This is a genomic window from Capnocytophaga sp. oral taxon 903 (assembly GCF_013394785.1).
GTDB lineage: Bacteria > Bacteroidota > Bacteroidia > Flavobacteriales > Flavobacteriaceae > Capnocytophaga > Capnocytophaga ochracea.
Genome location: NZ_JABXYW010000002.1, coordinates 953,106 through 977,521, shown reverse-complemented (window position 1 = coordinate 977,521; position 24,416 = coordinate 953,106). Strand labels below are relative to the sequence as shown.

At 42.2% G+C, this 24,416-nt stretch carries 19 protein-coding genes; 13 read left to right on the top strand and 6 right to left on the bottom strand.

Annotation, left to right across the window (positions count from 1 at the left end):
- Positions 1-11: 11 nt before the first annotated feature.
- On the top strand, positions 12-1,064 hold the full coding sequence (locus tag HW279_RS04100; RefSeq protein WP_178958069.1) for an NAD(P)/FAD-dependent oxidoreductase: 1,053 nt from the start codon (positions 12-14) through the stop codon (positions 1,062-1,064).
- Between the two features lie 60 nt (positions 1,065-1,124).
- Here the strand turns inward: HW279_RS04100 and purD are convergent, their stop codons facing one another.
- The 5 genes from purD to HW279_RS04075 all read right to left on the bottom strand — a co-directional run bounded on the left by purD (position 1,125) and on the right by HW279_RS04075 (position 6,456).
- Entirely contained in the window at positions 1,125-2,396 is a 1,272-nt protein-coding gene (gene purD / locus HW279_RS04095) for a phosphoribosylamine--glycine ligase (protein ID WP_178958068.1), read from the bottom strand.
- Positions 2,397-2,452: 56 nt separating this feature from the next.
- Positions 2,453-3,223, bottom strand: coding sequence for an NAD(+) synthase (nadE, locus tag HW279_RS04090; RefSeq protein WP_178958067.1), 771 nt, complete (start codon positions 3,221-3,223; stop codon positions 2,453-2,455).
- 75 nt (positions 3,224-3,298) lie between these two features.
- The gene (gene radC, locus HW279_RS04085) at positions 3,299-3,976 is read right to left on the bottom strand and encodes a RadC family protein (protein WP_178958066.1); all 678 of its coding nucleotides are present in this window, start codon (positions 3,974-3,976) and stop codon (positions 3,299-3,301) included.
- Positions 3,977-4,062: 86 nt separating this feature from the next.
- Positions 4,063-5,040 (bottom strand): bile acid:sodium symporter family protein, encoded by a 978-nt coding sequence (locus tag HW279_RS04080; RefSeq protein WP_178958065.1) that lies wholly within the window; start codon positions 5,038-5,040, stop codon positions 4,063-4,065.
- Positions 5,041-5,283: 243 nt separating this feature from the next.
- Entirely contained in the window at positions 5,284-6,456 is a 1,173-nt protein-coding gene (locus HW279_RS04075; protein WP_178958064.1) for a dicarboxylate/amino acid:cation symporter, read from the bottom strand.
- Positions 6,457-6,912: 456 nt separating this feature from the next.
- Between HW279_RS04075 and atpD the strand changes: the two genes are divergently transcribed.
- From atpD to HW279_RS04015, 12 genes are all read left to right on the top strand, one after another.
- A complete protein-coding gene (gene atpD, locus HW279_RS04070) occupies positions 6,913-8,427 on the top strand; it encodes a F0F1 ATP synthase subunit beta (RefSeq protein ID WP_178958063.1) in 1,515 nt (504 codons plus the stop codon).
- A gap of 55 nt (positions 8,428-8,482) precedes the next feature.
- Positions 8,483-8,719 (top strand): ATP synthase F1 subunit epsilon, encoded by a 237-nt coding sequence (gene atpC / locus HW279_RS04065; protein WP_016478334.1) that lies wholly within the window; start codon positions 8,483-8,485, stop codon positions 8,717-8,719.
- 161 nt (positions 8,720-8,880) lie between these two features.
- Complete coding sequence (gene dnaG, locus HW279_RS04060; RefSeq protein ID WP_178958062.1) at positions 8,881-10,851, top strand: DNA primase; 1,971 nt, start codon at positions 8,881-8,883, stop codon at positions 10,849-10,851.
- A 76-nt stretch (positions 10,852-10,927) separates the two neighbouring features.
- Complete coding sequence (locus HW279_RS11015; protein ID WP_255495766.1) at positions 10,928-12,886, top strand: DUF5018 domain-containing protein; 1,959 nt, start codon at positions 10,928-10,930, stop codon at positions 12,884-12,886.
- A 17-nt stretch (positions 12,887-12,903) separates the two neighbouring features.
- The gene (locus HW279_RS04050) at positions 12,904-13,674 is read left to right on the top strand and encodes a threonine/serine exporter ThrE family protein (protein WP_178958061.1); all 771 of its coding nucleotides are present in this window, start codon (positions 12,904-12,906) and stop codon (positions 13,672-13,674) included.
- Positions 13,661-14,242, top strand: coding sequence for a threonine/serine exporter family protein (locus tag HW279_RS04045; RefSeq protein ID WP_178958060.1), 582 nt, complete (start codon positions 13,661-13,663; stop codon positions 14,240-14,242). Before HW279_RS04050 ends, HW279_RS04045 begins: the two co-directional genes overlap by 14 nt.
- 24 nt (positions 14,243-14,266) lie before the next feature.
- Positions 14,267-14,992, top strand: coding sequence for a YggS family pyridoxal phosphate-dependent enzyme (locus HW279_RS04040; protein ID WP_178958059.1), 726 nt, complete (start codon positions 14,267-14,269; stop codon positions 14,990-14,992).
- A 415-nt stretch (positions 14,993-15,407) separates the two neighbouring features.
- The gene (locus tag HW279_RS04035) at positions 15,408-16,700 is read left to right on the top strand and encodes an MFS transporter (protein WP_002674436.1); all 1,293 of its coding nucleotides are present in this window, start codon (positions 15,408-15,410) and stop codon (positions 16,698-16,700) included.
- A gap of 889 nt (positions 16,701-17,589) precedes the next feature.
- On the top strand, positions 17,590-17,865 hold the full coding sequence (locus HW279_RS04030; protein ID WP_178958058.1) for a flagellar motor switch protein FliM: 276 nt from the start codon (positions 17,590-17,592) through the stop codon (positions 17,863-17,865).
- The gene (locus tag HW279_RS04025) at positions 17,858-18,178 is read left to right on the top strand and encodes a type II toxin-antitoxin system YafQ family toxin (RefSeq protein ID WP_178958057.1); all 321 of its coding nucleotides are present in this window, start codon (positions 17,858-17,860) and stop codon (positions 18,176-18,178) included. Before HW279_RS04030 ends, HW279_RS04025 begins: the two co-directional genes overlap by 8 nt.
- A gap of 29 nt (positions 18,179-18,207) precedes the next feature.
- Entirely contained in the window at positions 18,208-20,790 is a 2,583-nt protein-coding gene (gene mutS / locus HW279_RS04020) for a DNA mismatch repair protein MutS (protein ID WP_178958056.1), read from the top strand.
- A 265-nt stretch (positions 20,791-21,055) separates the two neighbouring features.
- Positions 21,056-23,176 carry a GH92 family glycosyl hydrolase gene (locus HW279_RS04015; RefSeq protein ID WP_178958055.1) on the top strand — a complete coding sequence of 707 codons (2,121 nt, stop codon included), beginning with the start codon at positions 21,056-21,058 and terminating at the stop codon, positions 23,174-23,176.
- Here the strand turns inward: HW279_RS04015 and HW279_RS04010 are convergent.
- Positions 23,166-24,383 carry a beta-ketoacyl-[acyl-carrier-protein] synthase family protein gene (locus tag HW279_RS04010; RefSeq protein ID WP_178958054.1) on the bottom strand — a complete coding sequence of 406 codons (1,218 nt, stop codon included), beginning with the start codon at positions 24,381-24,383 and terminating at the stop codon, positions 23,166-23,168. The genes HW279_RS04015 and HW279_RS04010 overlap by 11 nt on opposite strands.
- Positions 24,384-24,416 lie beyond the last annotated feature (33 nt).

Sequence of the window (24,416 nt, the reverse complement as noted above, 5' to 3'; positions counted from 1 at the left end):
GGCGCATCGGTATGTACGATTTTATTATTATAGGCGGAGGCTTAGCAGGTGTTACTTTTGCTAACTTTTTGGAAAAACACGGCAAGAGCTTTTGTTTGATAGCCGACCGCTCGCAAGTAGCTAGTTTGATTGCGGGAGGAGTGTATAATCCGGTAGTTTTAAAGCGATTTACTCCCATATGGCGAGCCGAAGAGGTAATGAGTATGATTGAGCCGTTTTATACGGAAATAGAGGCTAAAACGGGTGTTTCTTTTCATATATCAATGCCTGTGCTCCGAAAGTTTGCTTCAGTAGAAGAACAAAACAACTGGTTCACTGCTGCTGACCAGCCTTTGCTTTCGGGTTACCTCAGCACTGCATTAGTGCCCGAAACCAATCCCGCAGTACCAGCTCCTTTTCTTTTTGGAGAAGTAATGCGTACGGGGAGAGTGGAAGTGAAGAAGTACTTATCGGAATGCCTTAAACGTTGGCAGGAAGAAGGGGTTTATCACGCTAAGACTTTCGATTATGAAGCACTTGAGATTTGCGATACACACGTAGTATATCGGGGAGTGGAAGCCCGCAATATAGTGTTTTGTGAGGGCTGTGGCATTAGTAAAAATCCTTATTTCAGTTCTTTGCCAATGCGTCCTTGTAAAGGTGAGACCCTTACCTTTTACGCTCCCGATTTACAGTTGCACACTATCCTAAAAAGTGATGGTAGTATCATTCCGTTAGGAGGAGATACTTATATTATGGGAGCAACTTATGACCCCGAAGACCTTACAGATACTATTACAGAGGGGGCTCGCACAGAACTATTAGAGAAACTGTGCAAGATGGTGCGTTGTTCTTTTGAAATTATCTCACACCAAGCGGCTTTACGTCCCACGGTAGCTGATAGGAGACCTTTAATAGGAAGCCACCCGTTGTATCCTCATCTTTGGGTACTGAACGGTTTAGGGACAAGGGGAGTGCTCAATGCACCCTTCTGTGCTAAGACACTTTATGAAGCGGTGTACGAAGAGAAAGAGATTCCTAAAGAGATGAACATAGCGCGTTTCGCTAAACGACTTAGGAAATAAAAAATAGGGAAGAGTTGCAGAACACAACTCTTCCCTATTTTTTCTTAATACTTAGCTCATTTAAAGGTCTTTCCCAATGTCTTTTCGCCAGTAAGCGCCTTCAAACTGTATCTTACTGATATTATCGTAAGAGCGTTGTAAGGCTTCTTTAAAATCATCACCAAGCGAAGTAATGGCGAGTACACGACCGCCAGCGGTGAGGAGTTTGCCGTCCTTCAAAGCAGTGCCTGCGTGGTATACAGTGCTACCAACAGCTTTTTCAGTGCCTGTAATCTCTTTTCCTTTCTCGTAATCCTCAGGATATCCACCCGATACCATTACCACCGTAGTAGCACTCTGTGGGGTTACTTTCAGCTCTTGTGAAGCCAAAGTACCGTTGTAAAGAGATTGGAAAAGCGGAATAAGGTCGCTTTCTATACGGGGGAGAACAGCTTCGGTTTCGGGGTCTCCCATACGCACATTGTATTCTATTACGTAAGGCTCGCCGTCTACTTTTATGAGTCCGATAAACACAAAACCTTTATATACGATACCTTCCTTGTGCAATCCTGCAATAGTAGGTTTTACGATGCGCTCTTCAATCTTGTGCATAAAGGCTACATCGGCGAAAGGCACGGGCGAAACAGCCCCCATACCGCCAGTGTTGAGCCCTGTATCACCTTCACCTATGCGCTTATAGTCTTTGGCGGTAGGCAATATCTTATAGTCTACTCCATCGGTGAGGACAAAACAGCTGAGCTCAATGCCTTTTAGGAATTCTTCAATCACCACCTTAGTACTTGCTTTCCCAAATTTCTCGTTGATGAGCATACGGCGCAATTCGGCTTGGGCTTCTGTTAAGTTATCTAAGATAACAACTCCTTTACCAGCAGCCAAACCATCGGCTTTGAGTACATAAGGGGCTTTCATCGTGCTGAGGAAAGCACAACCTTCTTCCACTGTATCCTTGGTAAAGCTCGCATATTTAGCTGTGGGAATGTGGTGACGTACCATAAACTCTTTGGCGAACTCCTTACTACCTTCAAGAGTAGCGCCTTGCTGTGAGGGACCTATCACTTGCACGTGGGCAAGGGCAGGGTCAGCAGTAAAGAAATCGTACACTCCTTGCACTAAGGGGTCTTCGGGACCTACCACTACCATTGCAATCTGTTTTTCGAGTACAAAGGCTTTCAGCGCTGGGAAGTCGGTAGGGCTGATAGCTACATTGGTAGCTACGGTATGGGTACCCCCATTACCAGGGGCGATATACAAGGTGTCGCATAGCGGACTTTGGTGTAGTTTTACGGCAAAAGCGTGTTCACGACCGCCAGAGCCAAGGATAAGTATATTCATTTTGTTAATTTGGTGCGAGCCGCATAGGCATATAATCTATCAATTTGCTAATTTTCTCATTTGCTAATTTTACAATACGGTATGGGTTGCATTTTGTGTTGGTTAGCACGGTTGAGGCGGGTGTATATCTCGAATACTTCACGCTCTCTACCACTAAATTCCTCAGCTTTTTTGCCTTGCTCGGTTTGTAGCATTGCCCATTCAAGCTCATCGTAAGTAGCTTTCAGTTGGTCTTCATCGCTACGGTCGTCGCCAAAAAGCCCGTCGGAAGGTTTTGCTTTGAGAATGCTTTTTGGGATATGCAGATACTCACCAAGTTTGTACACTTCACTCTTCATCAGGTCGGCTATGGGGCTGATGTCTACCCCACCATCGCCATATTTGGTAAAGAACCCTACTCCAAAATCTTCAATCTTATTGCCCGTGCCTACTACTATATAGCCTTCGAGTCCTGCAAAATAGTAAAGGGTCGTCATTCGCAGACGTGCACGAGTGTTAGCAAGTGCCATTTCGTAAGTAGATTTATCGGTAGGGGGTATTTCTGTCACAAATTGGTTGAATACAGGAGTGAGGTCTACCTTCAGATTGTTCACATTAGGATAATGTGCTTTGAGAAACTCTATATGCTCTTGGGCGCGACTCACGTGGCTTTCAGCTTGGTGAATAGGCATTTCGAGGCAGAGAGTAGGTAAGCCTGTACGCGCACAAAGGGTAGAGACGACTGCCGAGTCTACCCCGCCCGATACGCCTATCACTAACCCTTTTACACGAGCGTTCTCGGCGTAGGTCTTTATCCAATTAATTATTTGAGAAGCTATATTTTCCATTATATTGAAGTGTTTAACTCTTATGGCGACAAAAATACTACATAATTACCAAATCAGCAAATTTATCATTCACCATTAGAAAAGCCTTTCGTCCAAAAGACTCAAATACTCTTTCTCAGTAACGATTACGTGGTCTAAGAGTTTGATGTCTAACATATCACCTGCTGTTTTTACTCTCTGGGTGAGTTCGATATCTTCCTTGCTGGGAGTGGTGCTACCCGAAGGGTGGTTGTGTACTAATATCAACGCAATAGCACCTTGCTCCAACGCTGTTTTGAAGAGCAGTCGCACATCTACGGTAGTATGGGTAATCCCTCCTGAAAAAAGTCGTGCTTTGTGTATCACACGATTGGTGCTATTGAGGTAGAGTACCCAAAATTCTTCGTGGGGCAACTCGCCTATGAGAGGTTGCATTAGGGCAAAAACGTTATGAGCTACCTCTATTTTAGGCTGTGGTTCGGGGGTTTCGGAAGCGCGTCGCCTGCCCATTTCGGTAGCGGCGAGAATGGTAATCGCTTTTGCCTGCCCAATACCTTTGAAGGCTTGTAGTTGTTGCAAACTCTGTTTGCCCAAAGTCGTCAAGCTATTATTCACCGAAGCCAAAATGCGCCTACTCAGCTCCACAGCACTCTCATCCGCCGACCCCGAGCCTAATAGTATCGCCAAAAGCTCGGCATTACTAAGGGCTGTTTTACCTTGGGCAATCATCTTCTCACGCGGTTTATCGGTATCCGCCCAGTTTTTAATGGTCATAATTTTAGTTATTAGCCGTTATAGTTTGCAACGTGTTTCCTTTTACTCACATACCCAATTGTGAGCCCTCGCTGGCTTTACCTTAATTATCTATTACCTATCCTATTCGCCAGCCAGCTCACATAAAACAGCTGAAAGCTGTGATAAAGCATTATCGGCAAGAGGAACATCACTTTGTTATCGTCGGGAATACCCAATACCATCATAAATAAACTCCCGTGTACTAACGATTTCTTCGAGCCACAAAAAGTAGTAGTAATCGTATCTTCGCGGTTAAAATGCAAACGGTGCGATGCCCATTGCAAGAGATAGTATACAATGAAAAACATACCCACCACTGCTACCGCGATAATCGCAAAAGTAATCGGTGGGACACTGCCAAATATACGGTTTACAAAAGCGGTCGAAAAGCTCTCGTACACAATCAGCAGGATAATAAGCCTATCAAACTTGCCTATCAGTTTGCCATAACGCTCTATAAACTTCTTGCACAGCGGATTAAGCAAGAGCCCTAATACTATCGGCAACAGCACTTTTAATAATAATTGCTGTATAATTGCTACTTGGTCTACTGCCCCTCCACTATTGTTTTCCATAAAAGGGTGCATTAGCATAGGGGTAGCAAAAATACCTATGAGCCCCGAGATAGAAGCGTTAAAAATCGCTGAGGGCACGTTCCCTTTTGCGATAGACACCATCACTACCGATGACGATACGGTAGACGGCAAGCAAGCCAAAAAGTATATCGAAAGCCACAACACGTAGAATTCTGTGCCCTCTGCTATCTTGTAAAAAGGCATTACCAAGAGCGGAAACAGCACAAAGGTAGCTATTTGTACCAGCAAGTGTAGCTTCCAGTTCTTAACGTCGTTCAGCACTTCTCGCAAGTTCAGTTTGAGTCCGTAGAGCAGGAAGATAATCACAATCCCCCAATCGATAAAGGTTCCTAAATTAAAGTAAGCGTTATAGCTTTCTCGATAAGGAATAAGGTAGCCCATAAGCACCATTAGTACCAAGAGCCACAAAAACGCGTTTTTAACAAAAAATTTGTGTAAGTTTGTCATTTGCTTTCGTTTTAACTATTGTTTTAGTTCCCGTAAAAAACTGATATTTAAATATTTATATACCTTTTCTATACCCATCTTCCAAGATTCGTATAAGCTTCCTATAAGCTTTCTATAAGCTAAGACCACCTTTCCTGTACCCTTCCAAGTGTTCTGAACCTTTTCGTTTCTTTTCGTCTCCATCTACCAATCTGTTAATTTCCTAATTCTCTAATTTGCTAATTTTCTAATTCTCTCATTTTCTCATTTGCTAATTTTTTCATTCTTCCCGCATTTATCAACTATCAGAGCAACTGCACCGTCACCCGTTACATTACAAGCCGTACCAAAGCTATCCATCGCTATATAAAGTGCAATCATCAATCCCTGTTGCGCTTCATTAAAACCAAGAATACTGTTCAGCACCCCCAAAGCAGCCATAATAGCCCCTCCCGGTACCCCAGGAGCAGCAATCATCACCACCCCCAGCATCATTATAAAACCAGCAAACAGCGAAAAGTCATAAGGCATTCCTTGAAGCATCATCAGGGCAAGCGCACAAGCCGTAATCTTCATCGTACTGCCCGAAAGGTGAATCGTAGCACAAAGCGGAATCACAAATCCCGCTATCCGTTGCGAAATGCCTAATTTCAGTGCCTGCCTCAACGTTACAGGAATGGTAGCAGCCGACGATTGTGTTCCCAAAGCCGTCGCATAAGCCGGTAGCATCGTAGCCAGTGCCTTAAATGGATTCTTACCTGCAATACTTCCCGCAATCAGGTATTGGATAATGAGCAAAGCAATGTGCATCACAAAAAGAACCAAAATCAGTTTGAAGAACACCTTCATTATTGCCATTACCTGTCCGTTAAAGGTAATTTCAGCAAAAATACACATAATATAAATAGGCAATATCGGTATAATAGCCCTAACGATAAGCCATTTCACAATATCGCCAAACTCTTTAATCACCTCTGTAAGTTTCGATTCTTCTCTAAACGACAACCCAATCCCGATGATAAAAGAAAACAACAAAGCACTCATCACATCAGCCAAAGGAGGCATCTCAATGGTAAAATAAGGAGGCAAACTCTTTCCTTTATCTACAATGGCACCCAATTGTTCACCCTGCAATAGCGAAGGAAAAAGAGATTCGCCCACCAAGTAAGTAGAAAAACCCGAGAAAAGCGTAAAAGCATACGCAATTCCTATGGTAATAAGCAGTAACTTACCTGCATTTTTACCCAAATCACTAATCGAAGGCATAATGAGCCCCATCAAAATCAGCGGTATTGCAAACTTTAAAAAGTTGCTAAACAACACCTGAAAAGTAATAAGAATGCGGTACAACCATTCAGGTGCATAATAGCCCAACGCTATCCCAAACAGGATACCACAAACCACCTTAAACAAAAGATTATTAAAAATATTTTTCATTTTTTATATATTTTCGTGTATGATAACCGTCACCAACTCCCCTTTTGGAGGTAGCCAGCGATAGCTGGGTATGTGTAAGGAGTGAGGTTTATAATCAATTAGTAAATTCAACCCTTGATTGGTATTATAATAAAAGTTGAGTATCTATAAAAGAATAACGTGGCAAATATACAATATTTTCACCTTCCTTTGCTAAAACAAGTTCTGAAATTCAATAAGAAAAAGAAAATCCAAACCCTATATCTGTTGATAATCAATATTATAAAAACCTACAATAAAATATTTTTCTAAAAAAGAATTACAAAGATTTGTCCCTTTTTAAAAAAGTCCCTACATTTGCACAATATTTAGGTTTCTGCCCATAGGTCTCAGTTTTCAGACCTCAGCTTCTAAAACCATAACACCTACAACCTATGGCTTAACGCCTATGGTCTAAACAACTAAAAATAAAAAAGAATGTTACAAAAAGGAAAAGTAGCACAAGTAATTGGACCGGTAGTCGATGTAGAGTTCGCCTCCGATAATGAACTCCCACGCATTTATGATTCCTTAGAAATCACAAGACCCGACGGTACCAAACTCATATTAGAAGTACAATCGCATATAGGCGAAGACGTAGTGCGCGCCATCTCTATGGACTCCACCGAAGGACTTAGCCGCGACACCGAAGTGATTGCCACAGGCAGTCCTATCAAAATGCCCATAGGGCACGACATCTACGGTCGCCTCTTCAACGTAATTGGTGATGGGGTAGACGGACTCGGCAACCTGCCCAAAGACGGCGACAACGGCTTGCCTATCCACCGCGAAGCTCCCAAGTTCGAAGAACTCTCCACCACTACCGAAGTACTCTTCACCGGTATCAAAGTAATCGACCTTATCGAACCTTATGCCAAAGGAGGTAAAATCGGTCTCTTTGGCGGTGCGGGTGTAGGTAAAACAGTGCTCATTCAAGAATTGATTAATAACATCGCCAAAGGGCACGGCGGTCTATCAGTATTCGCCGGTGTAGGCGAACGCACCCGTGAAGGAAACGACCTGCTACGCGAGATGCTCGAATCGGGCATTATCAAATATGGCGAAGGCTTTATGGAATCAATGGAAAAAGGCGGTTGGGATTTGAGTAAAGTAGACAAAAATGCTCTTAAAGAATCAAAAGCTACCTTCGTATTTGGGCAAATGAACGAACCTCCTGGAGCACGTGCGCGTGTAGCCCTCTCAGGACTTACCATTGCCGAGTACTTCCGCGATGGTGCAGGCGAAGGTCACGGTAAAGACGTGCTTTTCTTCGTCGATAATATCTTCCGTTTCACCCAAGCAGGTTCTGAGGTATCCGCTCTTTTAGGACGTATGCCATCAGCGGTGGGTTACCAACCTACGTTGGCTACCGAAATGGGTGCGATGCAAGAGCGCATCACCTCTACCAAACACGGTTCCATCACCTCAGTACAAGCGGTATATGTACCTGCCGACGACCTTACTGACCCCGCTCCGGCAACTACCTTTGCCCACCTCGATGCGACCACCGTATTATCGCGTAAAATTGCCGAGCTCGGTATCTACCCTGCGGTAGACCCTCTCGACTCTACTTCGCGTATCCTTACCCCCGAAATTTTGGGTAAAGAGCACTACGAATGTGCACAACGCGTAAAAGAGCTCTTACAACGTTACAAACAATTGCAAGACATTATCGCTATCCTCGGTATGGAAGAGCTTTCAGAAGACGATAAAGTAGCCGTTGCTCGTGCACGTCGCGTACAGCGTTTCTTATCACAGCCTTTCCACGTAGCCGAGCAGTTTACAGGCTTACCAGGAGCTTATGTAGATATCAAAGACACTATTAAAGGCTTTAATATGATTCTCGACGGCGAACTCGACCACCTTCCAGAAGCTGCCTTCAACCTTAAAGGCACCATCGAAGAAGTAATCGAAGCAGGTGAAAAAATGCTTGCCGAAGCACAAGCTAGTTAATAAGAAAATTAGCTAATGTTAAATAACAACAAAAAAGCCCGTATGGCTCGCACTTATGTTAGTAGAAATCTTTACTCCTGAAGCCCTTTTGTTTAAAGGTGAAGTAACCTCGGTGAAGGTGCCTGGGGCTAAAGGACCATTTGTAATATTAAATCACCACGCCCCTATTATCTCATTGCTTACGGCAGGCGAGGTAAAGCTCTTTGAGGGCAAAAAAGAACTGCAACATTTCACTATTACAGGAGGTACCTTGGAGTGCAACCAAAACAAAGTAGTGATTTTAGCAGACTAAAAGAAAGGTTTTTTTTATTTCTTTGTAATTAAAAAATTAAATGTAAATAACCGACTCTTGTAAATAAAGCAGTCGGTTATTTGTTTTTGTACAATCCAAAATAATTGTGTAACTTTGCCTTTTAGATATTACTATAATTCTTATCTCTTACCTAAAAAACAGTGATTTCAAAAAATACCATAGATAAAGTATACGACCAAATGCGGGTGGAGGAAGTTATCGGCGACTTCGTCCAACTGAAACGTGCAGGGTCTAATTACAAAGGACTGAGTCCGTTCTCCAACGAGCGGACACCCAGCTTTATGGTTTCGCCCGTAAAGCAAATATGGAAAGACTTCAGTAGTGGCAAAGGCGGTAATGCTATTGCTTTCCTGATGGAGCACGAGCACTTCACCTACCCCGAAGCTATTCGCTATTTGGCTAAAAAATACCATATCGACATTGAAGAAACCCAGCAGTCTTCCGAAGAAAAAGCACAAGCCGATGAGCGCGAGAGTCTCTATATTGTATCAGAATACGCCCAACAATATTTTCAAGATACCCTCTTCAATACCGAAGCCGGTAAGGCTATCGGAATGACCTATTTCAAAGAGCGCGGTTTTACCGAGGAAACAATCCAAAAATTCCGCTTAGGCTTCTCCCCCGACGAGTGGACTGCCTTCACTGATACCGCCCTTGCCAAAGGCTATCAGTTAGAATTCTTAGAAAAAACGGGGCTCACCATCATCAATGGCGACCGTAAGTTCGACCGCTTCAAAGGGCGTGTAATGTTTCCCATTCACTCTATGAGCGGACGCGTATTGGGCTTCGGAGGGCGTATCCTCACTAACGACAAGAAACAAGCCAAATACCTCAACTCTCCCGAAAGTGAGATTTACCACAAGAGCAAAGTGCTCTATGGCATCTTCTTCGCCAAACAAGCCATTGCCAAAGCTGATAACTGCTATCTGGTTGAAGGCTATACCGATGTGATACAGATGCACCAAAAGGGTATCGAAAATGTGGTAGCCTCCAGTGGGACAGCCCTTACGCAAGACCAAATCCGTCTTATTCATCGTCTCACTCCCAACATCACAGTGCTGTACGATGGCGATGCCGCTGGCTTACGCGCTTCCATTCGTGGGGTCGACCTCATCTTGGAACAGGGTATGAATGTAAAGGTCTGTACCTTCCCCGAGGGAGACGACCCCGATAGCTTTGCCCGCAAAACCGCCTACGAAGACCTCGTGCTATACCTCGAAAACAACGCCACCGATTTCATTCGCTTCAAAGCCTCCCTCCTAATGCAAGAGGCGCAGAACGACCCTATCAAAAAAGCCGAAACTATACGCGATATGGTAGAGAGTATCTCTAAAATCCCCGACCTTATCAAGCGGGAAGTTTATGTGCGCGAGTGCGCTACCATTATGGACATCTCGGAACAGGTGCTCTTTTCTACTTTGGCGCAAATTCTCAAAAAAGACTTTTATGAAGGACAAAAAGTAGAGCGCAAGCAATCTACTATGCAAGTAGTGCAAACGCCAGAAGAGGCTCAAAAACGCACGGTAAACCGTTTGGAGGTGTTAGAACACGATTTAATAAAGATTCTTCTTTCTAAAGGAAATGAAGACTGTGTTTTCACCGATACTATTCTGGTAGAAGAAGAAAACGGCGACCTCAAAGAAAAACAAATACAGCAAACCCTCAAAGTTTACGAAAAAGTATTCCTTGAACTTCAAGAAGACGAAATAGAATTCGCTAACCCCGATTTCAAGCAGATATATGACCAACTAATGACAATGTTCCAAGAAGATACTTCCTATGATGTGAGTAGGCTCGCAAACGAACTTCCTGTGGAACTCAGTGCTAAGGTATCCGATTTGGAAATGGAAGACGAGTTTAGAAAGTTGGACAATTGGTTGAAACGAGATATTGTGGCAAAGGAGAAAGACAGAGACCTCAATAGAATTATCTCGGATATCATTCTAAATATTCGTTTGCTATTAATAATGCACCTCATCAACAATTTAGCAGAGAAAGTTCGCTCTGAAATAACAGATGAAGAACGCAAAAGCATTATGGAAGAGGTTATAGGATATAACCAACTAAAAACAATATTAGGCAAGCGCTTAAATGTGATAGTAAATTATTAAATCCTCGCCTTTTTGTCATTCTTCATTATTTTTGTACTTTTGCACTTTCTAACAAACACTCGTAATATTACCTACGATGAAGAAATTATATACAACTTTAGTTTGCTTGCTACTGATTTTGGGTTGTAAGGACGATAAAGACGAAACACTCCATTTGAGCGCTGAAAAAAACATACTTTCGTTTGTCTTTACGCTCAACGATACCCCTTATAGTGCCACTATCAGTGGGACGACTATCAGCGCACAGTTACCTGCCGATACCTCGCTAACTACCCTCACGCCTACTATTAGCATTTCAAAAGGCGCGACTATAAGCCCTAACACAGGGATAGCTCAAGACTTTTCTAAAGAAGTAAGTTACACCGTAACTGCCGAAAACAAAAGTACCAAAACGTATAAGGTGATGGTAACCAAGAAGGAAAAAGACGATGGAAAAGATGACGATAACGACGGCAAAGACGATGATAACAATGGCAAAGATGATGATAACAATGGCAAAGATGATGACAATAACGGTAATGACAATGGTACAAAAAGCTCAAAAGCCGAAATATTAGCTATTACCTTTACCAATATTGATTATCCTGAAGATGTGACTGTACTTGACAAAGGAGAAACTTATATAAAATTAGAAGTCCCTGAAGGTACTAATATAAAAGCGCTAACTTCAAGCATTACCATTTCAGAAAGAGCTACGATAGAACCTAAATCAGGAGCTACTTTAGATTACTCTCAAGGAGTTCGCTATACTATAACAGCCGAAGACAAAACAGAAAAAATATTTTATGTGATTGTAGAAGATTCTAAGCCTTTTTGGACAACTGTTAAACTTCTTACAGAAAATACAAAATACCTAAAAGGAGGTGATATTGTTTCTATAGAGGTTGGCAAACTGAAGTGGAGACATAAAAATATAAAAGCCTATATTGGTACTAATAACGAATTAGGAGTAGAAACTAAAATTAGAAACATAGATTATAATAAAAAACAAATTGATGTTGTTTTGCCTAATACATACATAAATGGAGACTATTCTATTACAATAAAAGTTAGTGATGGCAAAAAGGAAAACGAAGGATATGTTTCTTTTCCTTTAAATCAAGGAACACCTTCTTTTAAAATAGTTTTACCTGAATCAGGGAAACCTCGTCAAAGGGTATTACTTCCAAATGAAGAGTTTACAGCAGCTGTTTATATTAATCCGAACGATAAAGCAAACTATAGTTTTTATTTGCGCAAGAATGGTCAAGATTATTCTCTTATAGTAAAAAAAATAGATACTTACTATAATACGATTAGATTTGAAACTCCTAAAAAACCAACAACACCTTTGGAGAGTGGTTCTGATTTTCAATTTGTTATAAAATATCAAGGGAAAGAGTATGTATATCCTTTTAGGATTTATGTTCAAATAGCCGATATTCCAACTAAACTAGAATTAGATAATTACTCTCTCAAAAAAGGAGAAGAATTTACTGTGTATGCAGAATGTGTGGGTATTCGATACCAAGATAAACATACACCTCTTCCTAAACTCAAATTAATAAAAGAAGATGGTAGTTTCAAATATATTGAAGCTCTACGATTCCCTGAAAAAGGAATTCTTTCCTTTTATGCGCCCTTTAAAATCCCAAAAGACTTTGAATCTGGTAAATACAAATGGACAGTTACTAATTTCGTAGGAGAATCAGCAGTAGCTGATAAAATGATTACTATTGAAGGCGCTACAACCCCAGTTGCTCCTTCACACCTAAAAGTTACTAAAGCTGAAATCGTAGATAAGAGTGCTGGGTTCTTTCCTAAGCAAGTGTATATCACTTTCAATGAAGCTATAGGTAATGCTAAATTAAAGGCTATTGTGTTTCCTAATCTGAAAATAGAAAATATGATTACCTATAAAAGTGCCGTAACCTCTTCTCGCTTATCAGATAATGACTATAACTATTTAATGAACAACCTCCCAAAAGGTTATGTACTCATTGAAGAAAACGGCAAGGAATACCAAGCTGAGTTTTCTTTAGTAAAAGGAAACTAACAACTAACCCCTAATAAATGAAGCCCATTGAACGAGCGGCAAAACTCTTTGCCGATATCAACGAACTGCTGATTTCCAGCGGTGCCAATACCCGAAGAGTAGAACGCAATGTAGAACGCATCTCTAATGCCCTCAACTACTATTGCGAAAACTTCTATTCACACGCTGCTATCGTACTTACCGTGCAGGATAAAACTACAGGCGAAAAAGAAACTATCGTACGCTCTATCCCGCATCACGGAGTAAACTTCAGTGCCATTTCCGATATCAGTATCCTATCGTGGGAGGCAATTGAAAAGAAACTCCCCATTGAGGAAATTGAAGAACAAGTTGCTACTATCAAGGCACGCCCGCATTACAATATGTATGTAATGTGGTTCTTTGTAGCCGTTGCTGGAGGTTCTCTTGCCTACGTTTTTGGCGGTAAAGATGCGAGCTATGCTGAGTTTAGTATGTCATTTCTTGCTACTTTCTTAGGTTTAGCAGGCAGACGTATTTTGCAGTTGCGCAAGTTTAACGTGTATATTTGTTGGGGCTGGGCAGCTTTCGTATCAGTAGCTGTGATGAGTATCTTCCGCTTACTTGGCGTGCAGGACTATCACAATGCCTTAGCCGCTTGTGTGCTGTGGTTGGTGCCTGGGGTGCCTCTTATCAATGGATTTATTGATATGCTTTCAGGTTGTATTGTGGCAGGGGTAGCTAAGCTCACCCATTCGGCTATCTTGGTGTTTATGATTTCATTAGGTTTTTATTTAGCTTTACTTCTTTTTGGTTATGAACTTCTTTGATGTTTTTTTAGGATTAGCAGAACGCATCTTTTGGTCGATGTGGATTTCTATCGGCTTTGCTTTATTGTTCAATACACCTCGTCGTGCTTTGTGGATTACAGGCTTACTTGGCGGAGTGGGTTGGGGTATTAAGTTTATGCTTTTAGGTACTGTGATGCCCGAACAAATCGTGATTACCTCCTTCTTAGGCGCTTGTGCTGTGGGACTCTTGGCTGTATACTTTGCTCACCGCGTGCATACGCCTCCTATCGTGTTTACCATTCCAGCCGTTATCAATATGATTCCTGGTAAATTCGGCTATGAGTTTATGATGAACATCATCAAGATAGTAACCGTACAAACGCCCCAAGATGAAACGTTAGATTTGCTTTTCAAAACCTTTAAACTCGGTTTGCAAACTGGTTTCATCACAATGTGTTTAGCCTTTGGAGTGATTGCTCCTATGCTGTTATTTAACACTTACTCGGTAAAAGGTAAAGACCTAAACGACATCGTTAAACGTCGCCTTTTGCGCAAGAAAGTAGAAGGTAAATTACCAAAGGAAGAAGTGGAGAATGAACCGGTATAGTCAATTAATAACTGATAATTAAAAATGGAAAACATTTTACAAAACATCGCCTTAATACAACAACGTATTGCCAATGCTTGTGAGCGGGTAGGTCGCAAGCCAGAGGAAGTAAAATTGCTTTTGGCTACTAAAACGGTAACCCCTGAGCGCATCAAAATAGCACTTAATGCAGGATATACGCTCATCGCCGAAAACAAAGTGCAAGAGCTCAAAGAGAAGTATGAAGCGCTGAAAGATACCCCACATACCAATCATTTTATAGGTCATTTACAAACGAATAAGATAAAAGATATTTTGCGTTACGAGGTGAGTTGTGTAGAATCGGTAGACCGCCTCGATTTAGCCCAAAAACTCCACAACCGTTTGGAGAGTGAAGGTAAGGAACTCGACATCTTTATTCAGGTAAATACCTCTAACGAAGAAAGCAAGTTTGGTGCCGACCCCTCTGAGGTGCTCAATCTTGTAAAGCAAGTGGCTACAATGCCTACCCTACATATCAAAGGACTGATGACTATCGGTCTGTTTAGTGCCGAAACCGAAAAGGTGCGCGCCTGCTTTAAACTCCTTAAACATCTCCAACAAGAGATTATTGCCCTCAATCTCCCTAATGTAGACCCCCGAGAGCTCTCAATGGGAATGAGTGGCGACCTCGAAACCGCTATTGAAGAAGGAGCCACTATCGTGCGCGTTGGTACCGCTATCTTTGGTCAACGTATCTACCCCGATAGCTACTATTGGAATGAAAAATAGGTTTTAGGCATCAGGGGTTAGGTGTCAGAAACATCTGACCCCGTCTACCCTGTGCGACCAGTCAAATAACAATTATCACCTTCACCCCATTTACTAATTTCCAAAATTGCTAATCTGCTAATTTATTCCCAGCTTATCGTGCTACGACTGCCTGTGCGAGCCGCACTGCCCGTGTGGCTTACACCTTTTACCTAAACTACCTTCCTGATTTCTAACATCTAACACTTAACATCTAAAATATTTCATAAATAAACCTTAAAAAAGTTTTCGCTTTTATTGTTTTTTATATTTTCTTTATTTACTTTTGCCCCACTATTTACTAAATACAGTAGTTAATAGGAGAAATAAGTAATTTCTAACAACTAATTTCTATCTCCTATTCCCTATTTTCTAAAATAATAAATAACTAAAAATAATGGAACACCAAAATCAACAAAACAAAAGTTACGCATTACCCATTGCGATGATGTTCGCCTTATTCTTTATGATATCATTCGTAACGGGTTTACAAAACCCTTTCGGGGTAATTGTAAAAAACCAATTTATGGCAAGCAACCTCGAATCACAATTGGGGAACTTAGCCAACTTTATCGCTTATGCCTTTATGGGGATTCCCGCAGGGCTAATGCTACAACGCATCGGTTATAAGAAAACTGCTTTAACAGCTATTGCCGTAGGCTTCGTTGGCGTTTGTATTACTTTCCTTTCAGGTAATATGGGTAGCTTTGGAGTATACCTCACTGGGGCATTTATCTCAGGCTTCTCTATGTGTATGCTGAACGTGGTAGTAAACCCAATGCTCAACACCCTCGGTGGTGGTGGCAAACGCGGTAACCAACTCTTGCAATTCGGAGGTGCTATCAACTCTATCGGGGCAACTATCGTGCCCGTATTAGTAGGGTACCTCATCGGTACTATCAGCGCCGGTACCTCTATTGCCGATGCCAATCCTGCCCTCTTCTTAGCAATGGGTATATTCGCTTTGGCATTTATTGTACTTGCCCTAATGCAAATACCCGAACCTCACGCAGCGATAAAACAAAAAGATGTAACCGATAAACACAGTCCGCTATCTTTCCGTCACTTTATATTAGGAGCCATAGCTATCTTCCTTTACGTAGGGATTGAAGTAGGAATTCCCAACATCGCAAATCTTTTTATGACCAGTAGTCCAGAAATGAACGGCTTAGCAATAGATACTACTATTGCAGGTTCAGTAGTAGGTACCTATTGGTTCTTGATGTTCATCGGTCGTCTTACCGGAGGTTCATTAGGAGCAAAGTTTTCAAGCAAAGGAATGCTTACTTTTGTGTCTTCCTTAGGAATTCTTTTTGTTATCTTAGCTATATTAATACCCGAAACACAAATGGTAAATATGCCTGTGTTCAAATCTGATATATCTTTTGGGTTAGCCGAAGTGCCAATAAGCATAATGTTCCTCATTCTTTGTGGCTTGTGTACCTCAGTAATGTGGGGAGGTATTTTTAACCTCGCTACCGAAGGTTTGGGTAAATATACAGCCGCTGCCTCAGGTATCTTTATGGCGATGGTATGCGGGGGTGGTATTTTGCCAGCTATCCAAGGTTGGGCTGCCGATGCTTTTGGTTATATCCAAAGTTACTGGGTAATCGTATTAGCATTGCTATTCCTCTTGTATTATGCCCTCGTAGGTAGTAAAAATGTAAATACCGATATCAACGTAGATTAATAATCAAATTTCCCTAAGTTAGAAGAAAGACTGCTCCCACTTTTAGTGGGGCAGTCTTTCCTATTTTCTCTCCTAAAATTTCTTTAAGCTTCTCTCATACAGCAAATTTTCCCTTCGTTCTATCTTCACTCAAAGCCCGTCATTCGCATTTTGTCATTGATTGAGTATTATTGGCATTTTTAATATTGTAGCGTTAAATACGTTTTGCCTTTTCTTGTCTCAATATTTTACCAAAGTTTTAAATTGCCTATGTGGCTCGCACCTTTGGCAAAGTTATACTGTATCTCGTGTTACGACCTCCCATTACCTTCGTGATTCGTCCCTCGACCCTCGTCATTTCTTCCCCTTTTCCTTCATATTTCCGCCTATTCCCTATTCCCTAAGAGCCTACACTTCCCCATTTGCTCATTTCCAAATTTCCTAATTCTCTAATTATCCCTTCTCCTTTACGTCGCCACTCCCCCCTCTCCTTGAGAGAAGTCTCCGAATAGGAGAGTATGTGAACGGGGTGAGGATTCCTTTTCTTTCGCCTCGAAACCTTATTTTTGGCATTTTTAGCATTGTTGTATTATATTATGAATCAACTTTTTATATACCCTTTCTATACCAATCGTCCATCATTCGTTCATCATTCCTATATCCTTTCTATATCCTAACCCCACCCTCCTTACACCCTTTTTTCATCAAAAATCCTCGCTCCCCTCTTCCGAACTTTTCCGTTTTCTTCCGCTCTCTCTAACCTATCCGATTTGTTCAACAAGTCTGACCTATCAAAAAACGATTTTTATCACTCTTATCCAAAAGTATAACTCCACTGCCGATTTAGAATAGACAAATGTAAAATTAGCAGATTAGCAAATTATTATTATCTTTGCAAAAAAAATAGAATATGAGAACTGTAAATTACAATAAAATGGTCAATTACAATGTGAGTATCCCTGAGGGAGACGTGCCTATGTTTGAATCTCTTTTCAAGAAATATAATGTGATAGTAGAACCTACTATAGTAGCGGAACCTGTAGAGGAATATATTCCTAATAAAGAAACTATAAAAGCTATTGAGGAAGGAAGAACAGAACTCGTTAAATATAAAAAGGGACTCGTAAAAGGTTATACAAATGCTCAAGAATTGATTAACGATATCTTATCTGAAGAAGATGAATGACACAAAAGAAAATAAAGATTTGTATCGTATTATCTATGCTACGACCTTTAAAAAGGAACTAAAAAAATATAAAAACCAACCTATTAAGCTATCAAAAATTATAGAAATAATTAATATTTTGATAGAAAAAGGTTCTGAAGGTATCCCAATGGATAAAAAACCTCATCTTTTAACAGGAAATTATAAAGGTTGTATGGAATGTCATATAGAACCTGACTTACTACTTATTTGGGAACAAGATGATACTGAAAAAACAATTATGTTAGATAGAATAGGTAGTCATTCAGAGCTTTTTTATAAAAATAAGAAATAATAAATACTTTTCACTTTTCACTAAAATATATGGCAAAAGAAACCCCACTAATGAAGCAGTACAATCAGATAAAAAGCAAATATCCTGATGCTTTACTGCTGTTTAGGGTAGGCGATTTCTACGAAACCTTCGGTGAAGATGCCGTAAAAGCCGCTCATACCCTCGACATTGTGCTCACCAACCGCAACAACGGCACCGAGCGCAGTGAATTAGCGGGTTTTCCTTACCATTCTATCAATACCTATCTTCCTAAGCTCGTAAAAGCGGGCTACCGCGTGGCAATATGTGACCAGCTGGAAGACCCTAAACTTGTGAAAGGTATTGTAAAGCGAGGTGTTACTGAACTCGTTACCCCAGGAGTTGCCCTCAACGACGATATATTGCAAAGCAAGAGCAATAACTTCTTAGCCTCAGTATGGTTGGGCAAACAAGGCTGCGGTGCAGCTTTTCTCGATGTTTCTACGGGTGAGTTCTTGGTAGCACAAGGCGATAAAACCTATATCGATAAGCTCTTACAGAACTTCCGCCCTAGCGAACTGCTCGTTGCTAAACACCAAAAAAAGGAATTCGCCGAGCATTTTGGCGACGACTTCCACTGTTTCTACTTGGAAGATTGGGTATTTAAAGACGATTACGCCCAGCAGGTACTTACCAAACACTTCCAAACCAACTCTCTCAAAGGCTTTGGCGTAGACGAACTCACCGAAGCGATTCTTACCGCAGGGGCTATTCTCTATTACTTATCCGAAACCCAACACCACCAACTCCAACACATTACTGCCATTCAGCGCATAGCCGAAGAGGCTTATGTATGGCTCGACAAGTTTACCATTCGCAATTTAGAACTTTATGCGGGCAATACCACCCCCTCGGTGAGTTTGCTCGATGTGATTGATAAAACGCTGTCGCCTATGGGTAGCCGTACCCTCAAACGTTGGTTGGCGTTACCGCTGAAGAAGTTAGACAAAATCCGTCAGCGTCACGAGGTGGTCGATTACTTTTTGAAGCACATCGATGTATTAGAACAAGTGAAAGCAGCCCTCAGCCGTATGGGCGACATCGAACGACTGATTTCTAAAGTCGCTACCCTGAAAATCAATCCGCGGGAAGTAGTGCAATTGCGCGCTTCTTTGGAACATATCCCCCTGATAAAACAGTTGTGTTTGGCTTCTGCCAATGAATCGCTTACCCTTTTGGGCGATAAGCTCCACAGTTGCGAACAGCTCAGCGCGCGCATCGCCGAAACACTTAGTGAAGATGCCCCAGTGAACATAGCCAAAGGCAATGCTATCGCCAAAGGTTTTTCGGCAGAATTGGACGAACTACGCGGTCTCTCGCATTCGGGTAAAAGTTATTTAGACGATTTGCTCTTGCGCGAGAGCCAACGCACAGGTATTCCTTTTCTGAAAATAGATAACAACAACGTGTTTGGCTACTATATCGAAGTGCGCAACACTCATAAAGATAAAGTCCCGCCTGATTGGATACGCAAGCAAACCCTTGTGAATGCCGAGCGTTATATCACTGGGGAACTCAAAGAATACGAAGCCAAAATATTAGGTGCTGAAGAAAAAATCGCTCAGTTAGAGCAATCGCTATACGCCGAACTGATTGCTTTTATCAGTGAGTATATCGGTCAGGTACAAACAAATGCCACGCTTATCGGTCAGCTGGATTGCCTCTGTGGTTTTGCTACTTTGGCAATGGAAAACAACTATCACCGCCCCGAGATGAACGAGGGGTATGCCATTGAGATTAAGGATGGTCGCCACCCTGTGATTGAAAAGCAACTACCCGTTGGTACGCCCTACATTGCCAACGATGTGTATTTAGACCGTGAACGCCAGCAAATCATAATGATTACCGGACCTAATATGTCGGGTAAATCGGCTATCTTGCGACAAACTGCCCTGATAGTCCTCTTGGCACAGATAGGCAGTTTTGTGCCTGCTACTAGCGCTCAATTAGGTATAGTCGATAAGATATTCACCCGCGTAGGGGCAAGCGATAACATTTCTATGGGCGAATCTACTTTTATGGTCGAGATGAATGAGGCAGCCCTCATTTTGAACAACATCTCCGATAGAAGTTTGGTGCTCTTGGACGAAATCGGGCGTGGTACTAGCACTTACGACGGTATTTCCATAGCGTGGGCAATCGCCGAATATTTGCACGAGCACCCTAGCAAAGCCAAAACCCTTTTTGCTACCCACTATCACGAACTCAACGAGATGAGTGAGCAATTCGAGCGCATCAAGAATTACAATGTATCGGTAAAAGAAACCAAAGACAGCGTGCTTTTCTTGCGCAAACTCACCGAGGGTGGTTCAGCGCACAGTTTTGGGATACACGTTGCGAAGATGGCGGGAATGCCCCAATATGTGATTCAGAAGGCGAATAAAATGCTTAAAAAGCTCGAAGAGAGTCATAATGTAGTCCCCACTGCCGAAGTGGTTAAAAACGCCCAAAAAGAAATGCAATTGAGCTTCTTTGATATGAACGACCCACTCTTAGAAGCCCTAAAAGAAGATTTACTCAGTCTCGACATCAACACCCTTACCCCCGTAGAGGCACTGATGAAGCTCAACGAAATGCGGAAAAAAATTAGCTAATTAGCAAATTTAAAGATTAGCAAATGAGTAATGTTATAAACTTTACTAAAGTTTCAAATTGCCTGTGTGGCTCGCACCTTTGCCAAAGTTAACCTTCTCTGGTGCAAGCTCGTAACTCGCACCCCATTTTACAAGGCGTAGCCTTGATTTTGTTTAATATTTGTTTAATTTCTGAGGCACAGCCTCATTCCTCTAATTCAAGTTCGCACCTCATTCTCTCATTTCCCAATTATTCCCTATCTTTGCAACTCATAACTCAATCCATATGAAACTATACTTTTACCTTTTAGCATTTGCCCTCACGGCTTGCCACAACGTATCAGAACAAAAAGAGTTGCCTAAAAAGCAACTCACCAAATACGTAAATCCGTTTATCGGTACTGATGGTACGGGGAACACCTACCCAGGAGCGATGACTCCCTTCGGAATGGTGCAACTAAGCCCCGATATAGGTATCCCTGGCTGGGACAGAATTTCGGGCTACTTCTACCCCGATAGCATCATTACCGGCTTTTCACACACCCACCTCTCAGGCACGGGTGCGGGCGACCTCTACGATGTGCTCATAATGCCTACCAATAGCAGGTTTAACGACCGCATAGAGGCAAACAACCGTTTGCCTTTCTCTTATTTCTCTCATAAGAGCGAAACCGCTACGGCTGGCTATTACAGTGTCGATTTGCTGAGTTATGGTATCAAAGCCGAACTTACCGCCACTCCTCGTGTAGGCGTGCAACGCTATACTTTTCCTAAAGACGAACAGTCTAAAATTACAGTAGATTTAGGTTATAGTATCAACTGGGATAAACCTACCGAAACCTATCTAAAAGTGGTGGATAATACAACTTTGGAAGGCTATCGCTTTTCTACCGGTTGGGCACGTAACCAAAAGGTCTATTTCGTCATCAAACTCTCCAAACCCTTTGCTGATAAGGAATTTACCGAAGAAAAAGAAAACGGCAAGAGCAACCGTTCTAAAATTGTACTCCGCTATGCTACCGCCGATAATGAAGCCATTGTAGTGAAAACAGCTCTCTCTATGCACAGCATTGCAGGCGCTTATAAAAATATGGAAGTTGAGGCGCCTCACTTTGCTTTCGACGACTATCGCGAGACAGCTCGCAATCTATGGGAGAAGCAGTTGCAGAAGATTACGGTAGAAGGGGGGACTGAGGAGCAAAAAACGATTTTCTATACAATGCTCTACCAATCGATGTTGGCACCTAATCTTTTCAGCGATGTCGATGCCCCCGAAAAGCGTTATGATACTTTTTCTCTTTGGGATACTTTCCGTGCGGCTCATCCGCTTTATACCTTGTTACACCGCGAAGCCTCCGCCGATTTTATCAGTAGTTTTTTGGCACACTACCGCGAAAATGGTGCGCTACCGGTGTGGAGTATCCAAGGAGGTGAAACCAATATGATGATTGGTTATCACGCTGTGCCTATTATCGTAGATGCGTATTTTAAGAAAATCCCAATGGATATTCCTTTGGCTTACGAGGCTTGCAAGCAAAGTGCAATGGTAAACGAACGCGAAATCGACTTATATAAGCAATACGGTTATGTGCCCTACGATTTGGATAAATCCGATGAAAACTGGTCGGTGTCCAAAACCTTAGAGTACGCTTACGACGATTGGTGTATTGCGCAATTTGCCAAAGCTTTGAATAAAAAAGAAGATGAGGTTTACTTTGCCAAACGCGCTGAAAACTGGCGCAATCTCTTCGACGAAAAAACTACTTTCTTCCGCCCTAAGGATAGCAAAGGGCAATTTATCAAACCTTTTAACCCAAAAGATTATAGTAAATACTTCTGCGAAAGCAACGCTTGGCATTATCGTTGGTTTGTGCCACAAAATATCGAAGGATTGCGTGATGCAATGGGAGGCATTAAGGCTTTTGAACAAAAACTCGACTCGATGTTCACTTTGGCAGTTACCCCCGATGAGAAACTGCCTATTTTCAGTACTGGTATGATAGGTCAATATGTGCACGGTAATGAACCGAGTCATCACGTGGCTTACCTCTATCATTTCACGAACCACCCCGAAAAAGTATCTCAACGCGTTACCGAAATATTGAACACTCAATACAAAAACACCCCCGACGGACATTGTGGTAATGAGGACTGCGGACAGATGAGCAGTTGGTATGTGCTTTCCGCCTTAGGTTTGTATCCTCTTAACCCTGCCAACAGCAGGTATTATCTAAGTGAACCGCTATTCGATAAAGCTACGTTGCATTTAGAAAACGGCAAGACTTTTACGATTGAAAAAAGAAAAGACAGTAAAGCAAAAACACTACTCAACGACAAACCGCTGAATAGAGGATATATTACTTATGAAGAAATTATTGCAGGAGGACGTTTAGAGTTTAAGAAATAAACGCTTTTACTACCAACGCTGAGTTAGTACCTCCGAAGCCAAAAGAGTTGCTCAAAAAGGCTTTAATAGGGCGTTCTACAGTTTCGGGAATAATATTTAGCTTGGCAGAAGCTTCATCGGGGGTTTCAAAATTGATATTAGGAGCTATAAAACTGTTTTGCATCATCAGCACTGAGTATATCACTTCGCTAGCTCCTGCCATCCAGCACTCGTGTCCGGTCATTGATTTGGTGGAACTCACAGGAATATTACTGCCAAAAATCTCATAAATAGCCTTTGCTTCGTTGGCATCGCCTATGGGAGTAGAAGTCGCGTGCGCATTGATATAGTCGATTTCACTGGCTTGTATTCCTGCATTCTGCAAGGCGCGCGCCATCGCACGGGCAGGACCTTCTACATTGGGTGTAGAGATATGTCCGCCATTAGACGAAAAGCCGTAGCCTACCACCTCAGCAATTGGGGTTGCCCCACGCCTCATCGCCGACTCGTAACTCTCCAACACCAAAGTAGCTGCCCCTCCACTAGGTACTAAGCCGTCTCTACTGGCATCGAAGGGACGAGATGCCAAAGTGGGTTCGCCCTCGCGCATTGAAAAGACCCCAAGACCATCGAAACTGCCCATACTATACTTGTTGATTTCCTGAGCTCCGCCACATATTACGCAGTCTTGCATACCACTTTGGATAAACAAGTAGCCTAAGCCTACCGAATGCGACCCACTGGCACAAGCGGCACTGATACTCATATTTACCCCTCGCAATTGGAAGAGAGTTGAGAGGTTCATCGTTACGGTAGAGTTCATCGTACGGAACACCGCCCCAGAGCCTACGAGGGTAGTATCTTTCTTCTCTCTTATCTTATCGTTTGTAAGAATTACCGACTCGGCTACACTGTCGTTGCCGTAGAGGATTCCCACTTCGTTTTGTTGTAAGAAATCGCTATCAATACCCGCATTTTTAAGCGCTTCGAGGGTTGCCATATAGGCGAACTCGCTTTCTTGCCCCATAGAAATACGCTCGCGACGACCTAAGAGTCCTTTTAGGTCGGGGTTTTCTACAAATCCCGTCAGCGCTGACCGATAGCCGTATTCTTTGCGTTCGGGCAAGAAAACAATACCCGATTTTCCTTGGTATAACGAATCGCGCACCTCGCTGAGTGAAGTGCCTATACAGGAATAAATACCCATTCCGGTGATAACTACTCTCATAAATTCAATTAGAAAATTAGCAGATTAACAAAT

Excerpts from the sequence above, each read along its gene's own strand:
- HW279_RS04100 (WP_178958069.1), top strand. The coding sequence starts at position 12 with ATGTACGATTTTATTATTATAGGCGGAGGCTTAGCAGGTGTTACTTTT.
- purD (WP_178958068.1), bottom strand. The coding sequence starts at position 2,396 with ATGAATATACTTATCCTTGGCTCTGGCGGTCGTGAACACGCTTTTGCC.
- nadE (WP_178958067.1), bottom strand. The coding sequence starts at position 3,223 with ATGGAAAATATAGCTTCTCAAATAATTAATTGGATAAAGACCTACGCC.
- radC (WP_178958066.1), bottom strand. The coding sequence starts at position 3,976 with ATGACCATTAAAAACTGGGCGGATACCGATAAACCGCGTGAGAAGATG.
- HW279_RS04080 (WP_178958065.1), bottom strand. The coding sequence starts at position 5,040 with ATGACAAACTTACACAAATTTTTTGTTAAAAACGCGTTTTTGTGGCTC.
- HW279_RS04075 (WP_178958064.1), bottom strand. The coding sequence starts at position 6,456 with ATGAAAAATATTTTTAATAATCTTTTGTTTAAGGTGGTTTGTGGTATC.
- atpD (WP_178958063.1), top strand. The coding sequence starts at position 6,913 with ATGTTACAAAAAGGAAAAGTAGCACAAGTAATTGGACCGGTAGTCGAT.
- atpC (WP_016478334.1), top strand. The coding sequence starts at position 8,483 with ATGTTAGTAGAAATCTTTACTCCTGAAGCCCTTTTGTTTAAAGGTGAA.
- HW279_RS11015 (WP_255495766.1), top strand. The coding sequence starts at position 10,928 with ATGAAGAAATTATATACAACTTTAGTTTGCTTGCTACTGATTTTGGGT.
- HW279_RS04050 (WP_178958061.1), top strand. The coding sequence starts at position 12,904 with ATGAAGCCCATTGAACGAGCGGCAAAACTCTTTGCCGATATCAACGAA.
- HW279_RS04045 (WP_178958060.1), top strand. The coding sequence starts at position 13,661 with ATGAACTTCTTTGATGTTTTTTTAGGATTAGCAGAACGCATCTTTTGG.
- HW279_RS04040 (WP_178958059.1), top strand. The coding sequence starts at position 14,267 with ATGGAAAACATTTTACAAAACATCGCCTTAATACAACAACGTATTGCC.
- HW279_RS04035 (WP_002674436.1), top strand. The coding sequence starts at position 15,408 with ATGGAACACCAAAATCAACAAAACAAAAGTTACGCATTACCCATTGCG.
- HW279_RS04030 (WP_178958058.1), top strand. The coding sequence starts at position 17,590 with ATGAGAACTGTAAATTACAATAAAATGGTCAATTACAATGTGAGTATC.
- HW279_RS04025 (WP_178958057.1), top strand. The coding sequence starts at position 17,858 with ATGAATGACACAAAAGAAAATAAAGATTTGTATCGTATTATCTATGCT.
- mutS (WP_178958056.1), top strand. The coding sequence starts at position 18,208 with ATGGCAAAAGAAACCCCACTAATGAAGCAGTACAATCAGATAAAAAGC.
- HW279_RS04015 (WP_178958055.1), top strand. The coding sequence starts at position 21,056 with ATGAAACTATACTTTTACCTTTTAGCATTTGCCCTCACGGCTTGCCAC.
- HW279_RS04010 (WP_178958054.1), bottom strand. The coding sequence starts at position 24,383 with ATGAGAGTAGTTATCACCGGAATGGGTATTTATTCCTGTATAGGCACT.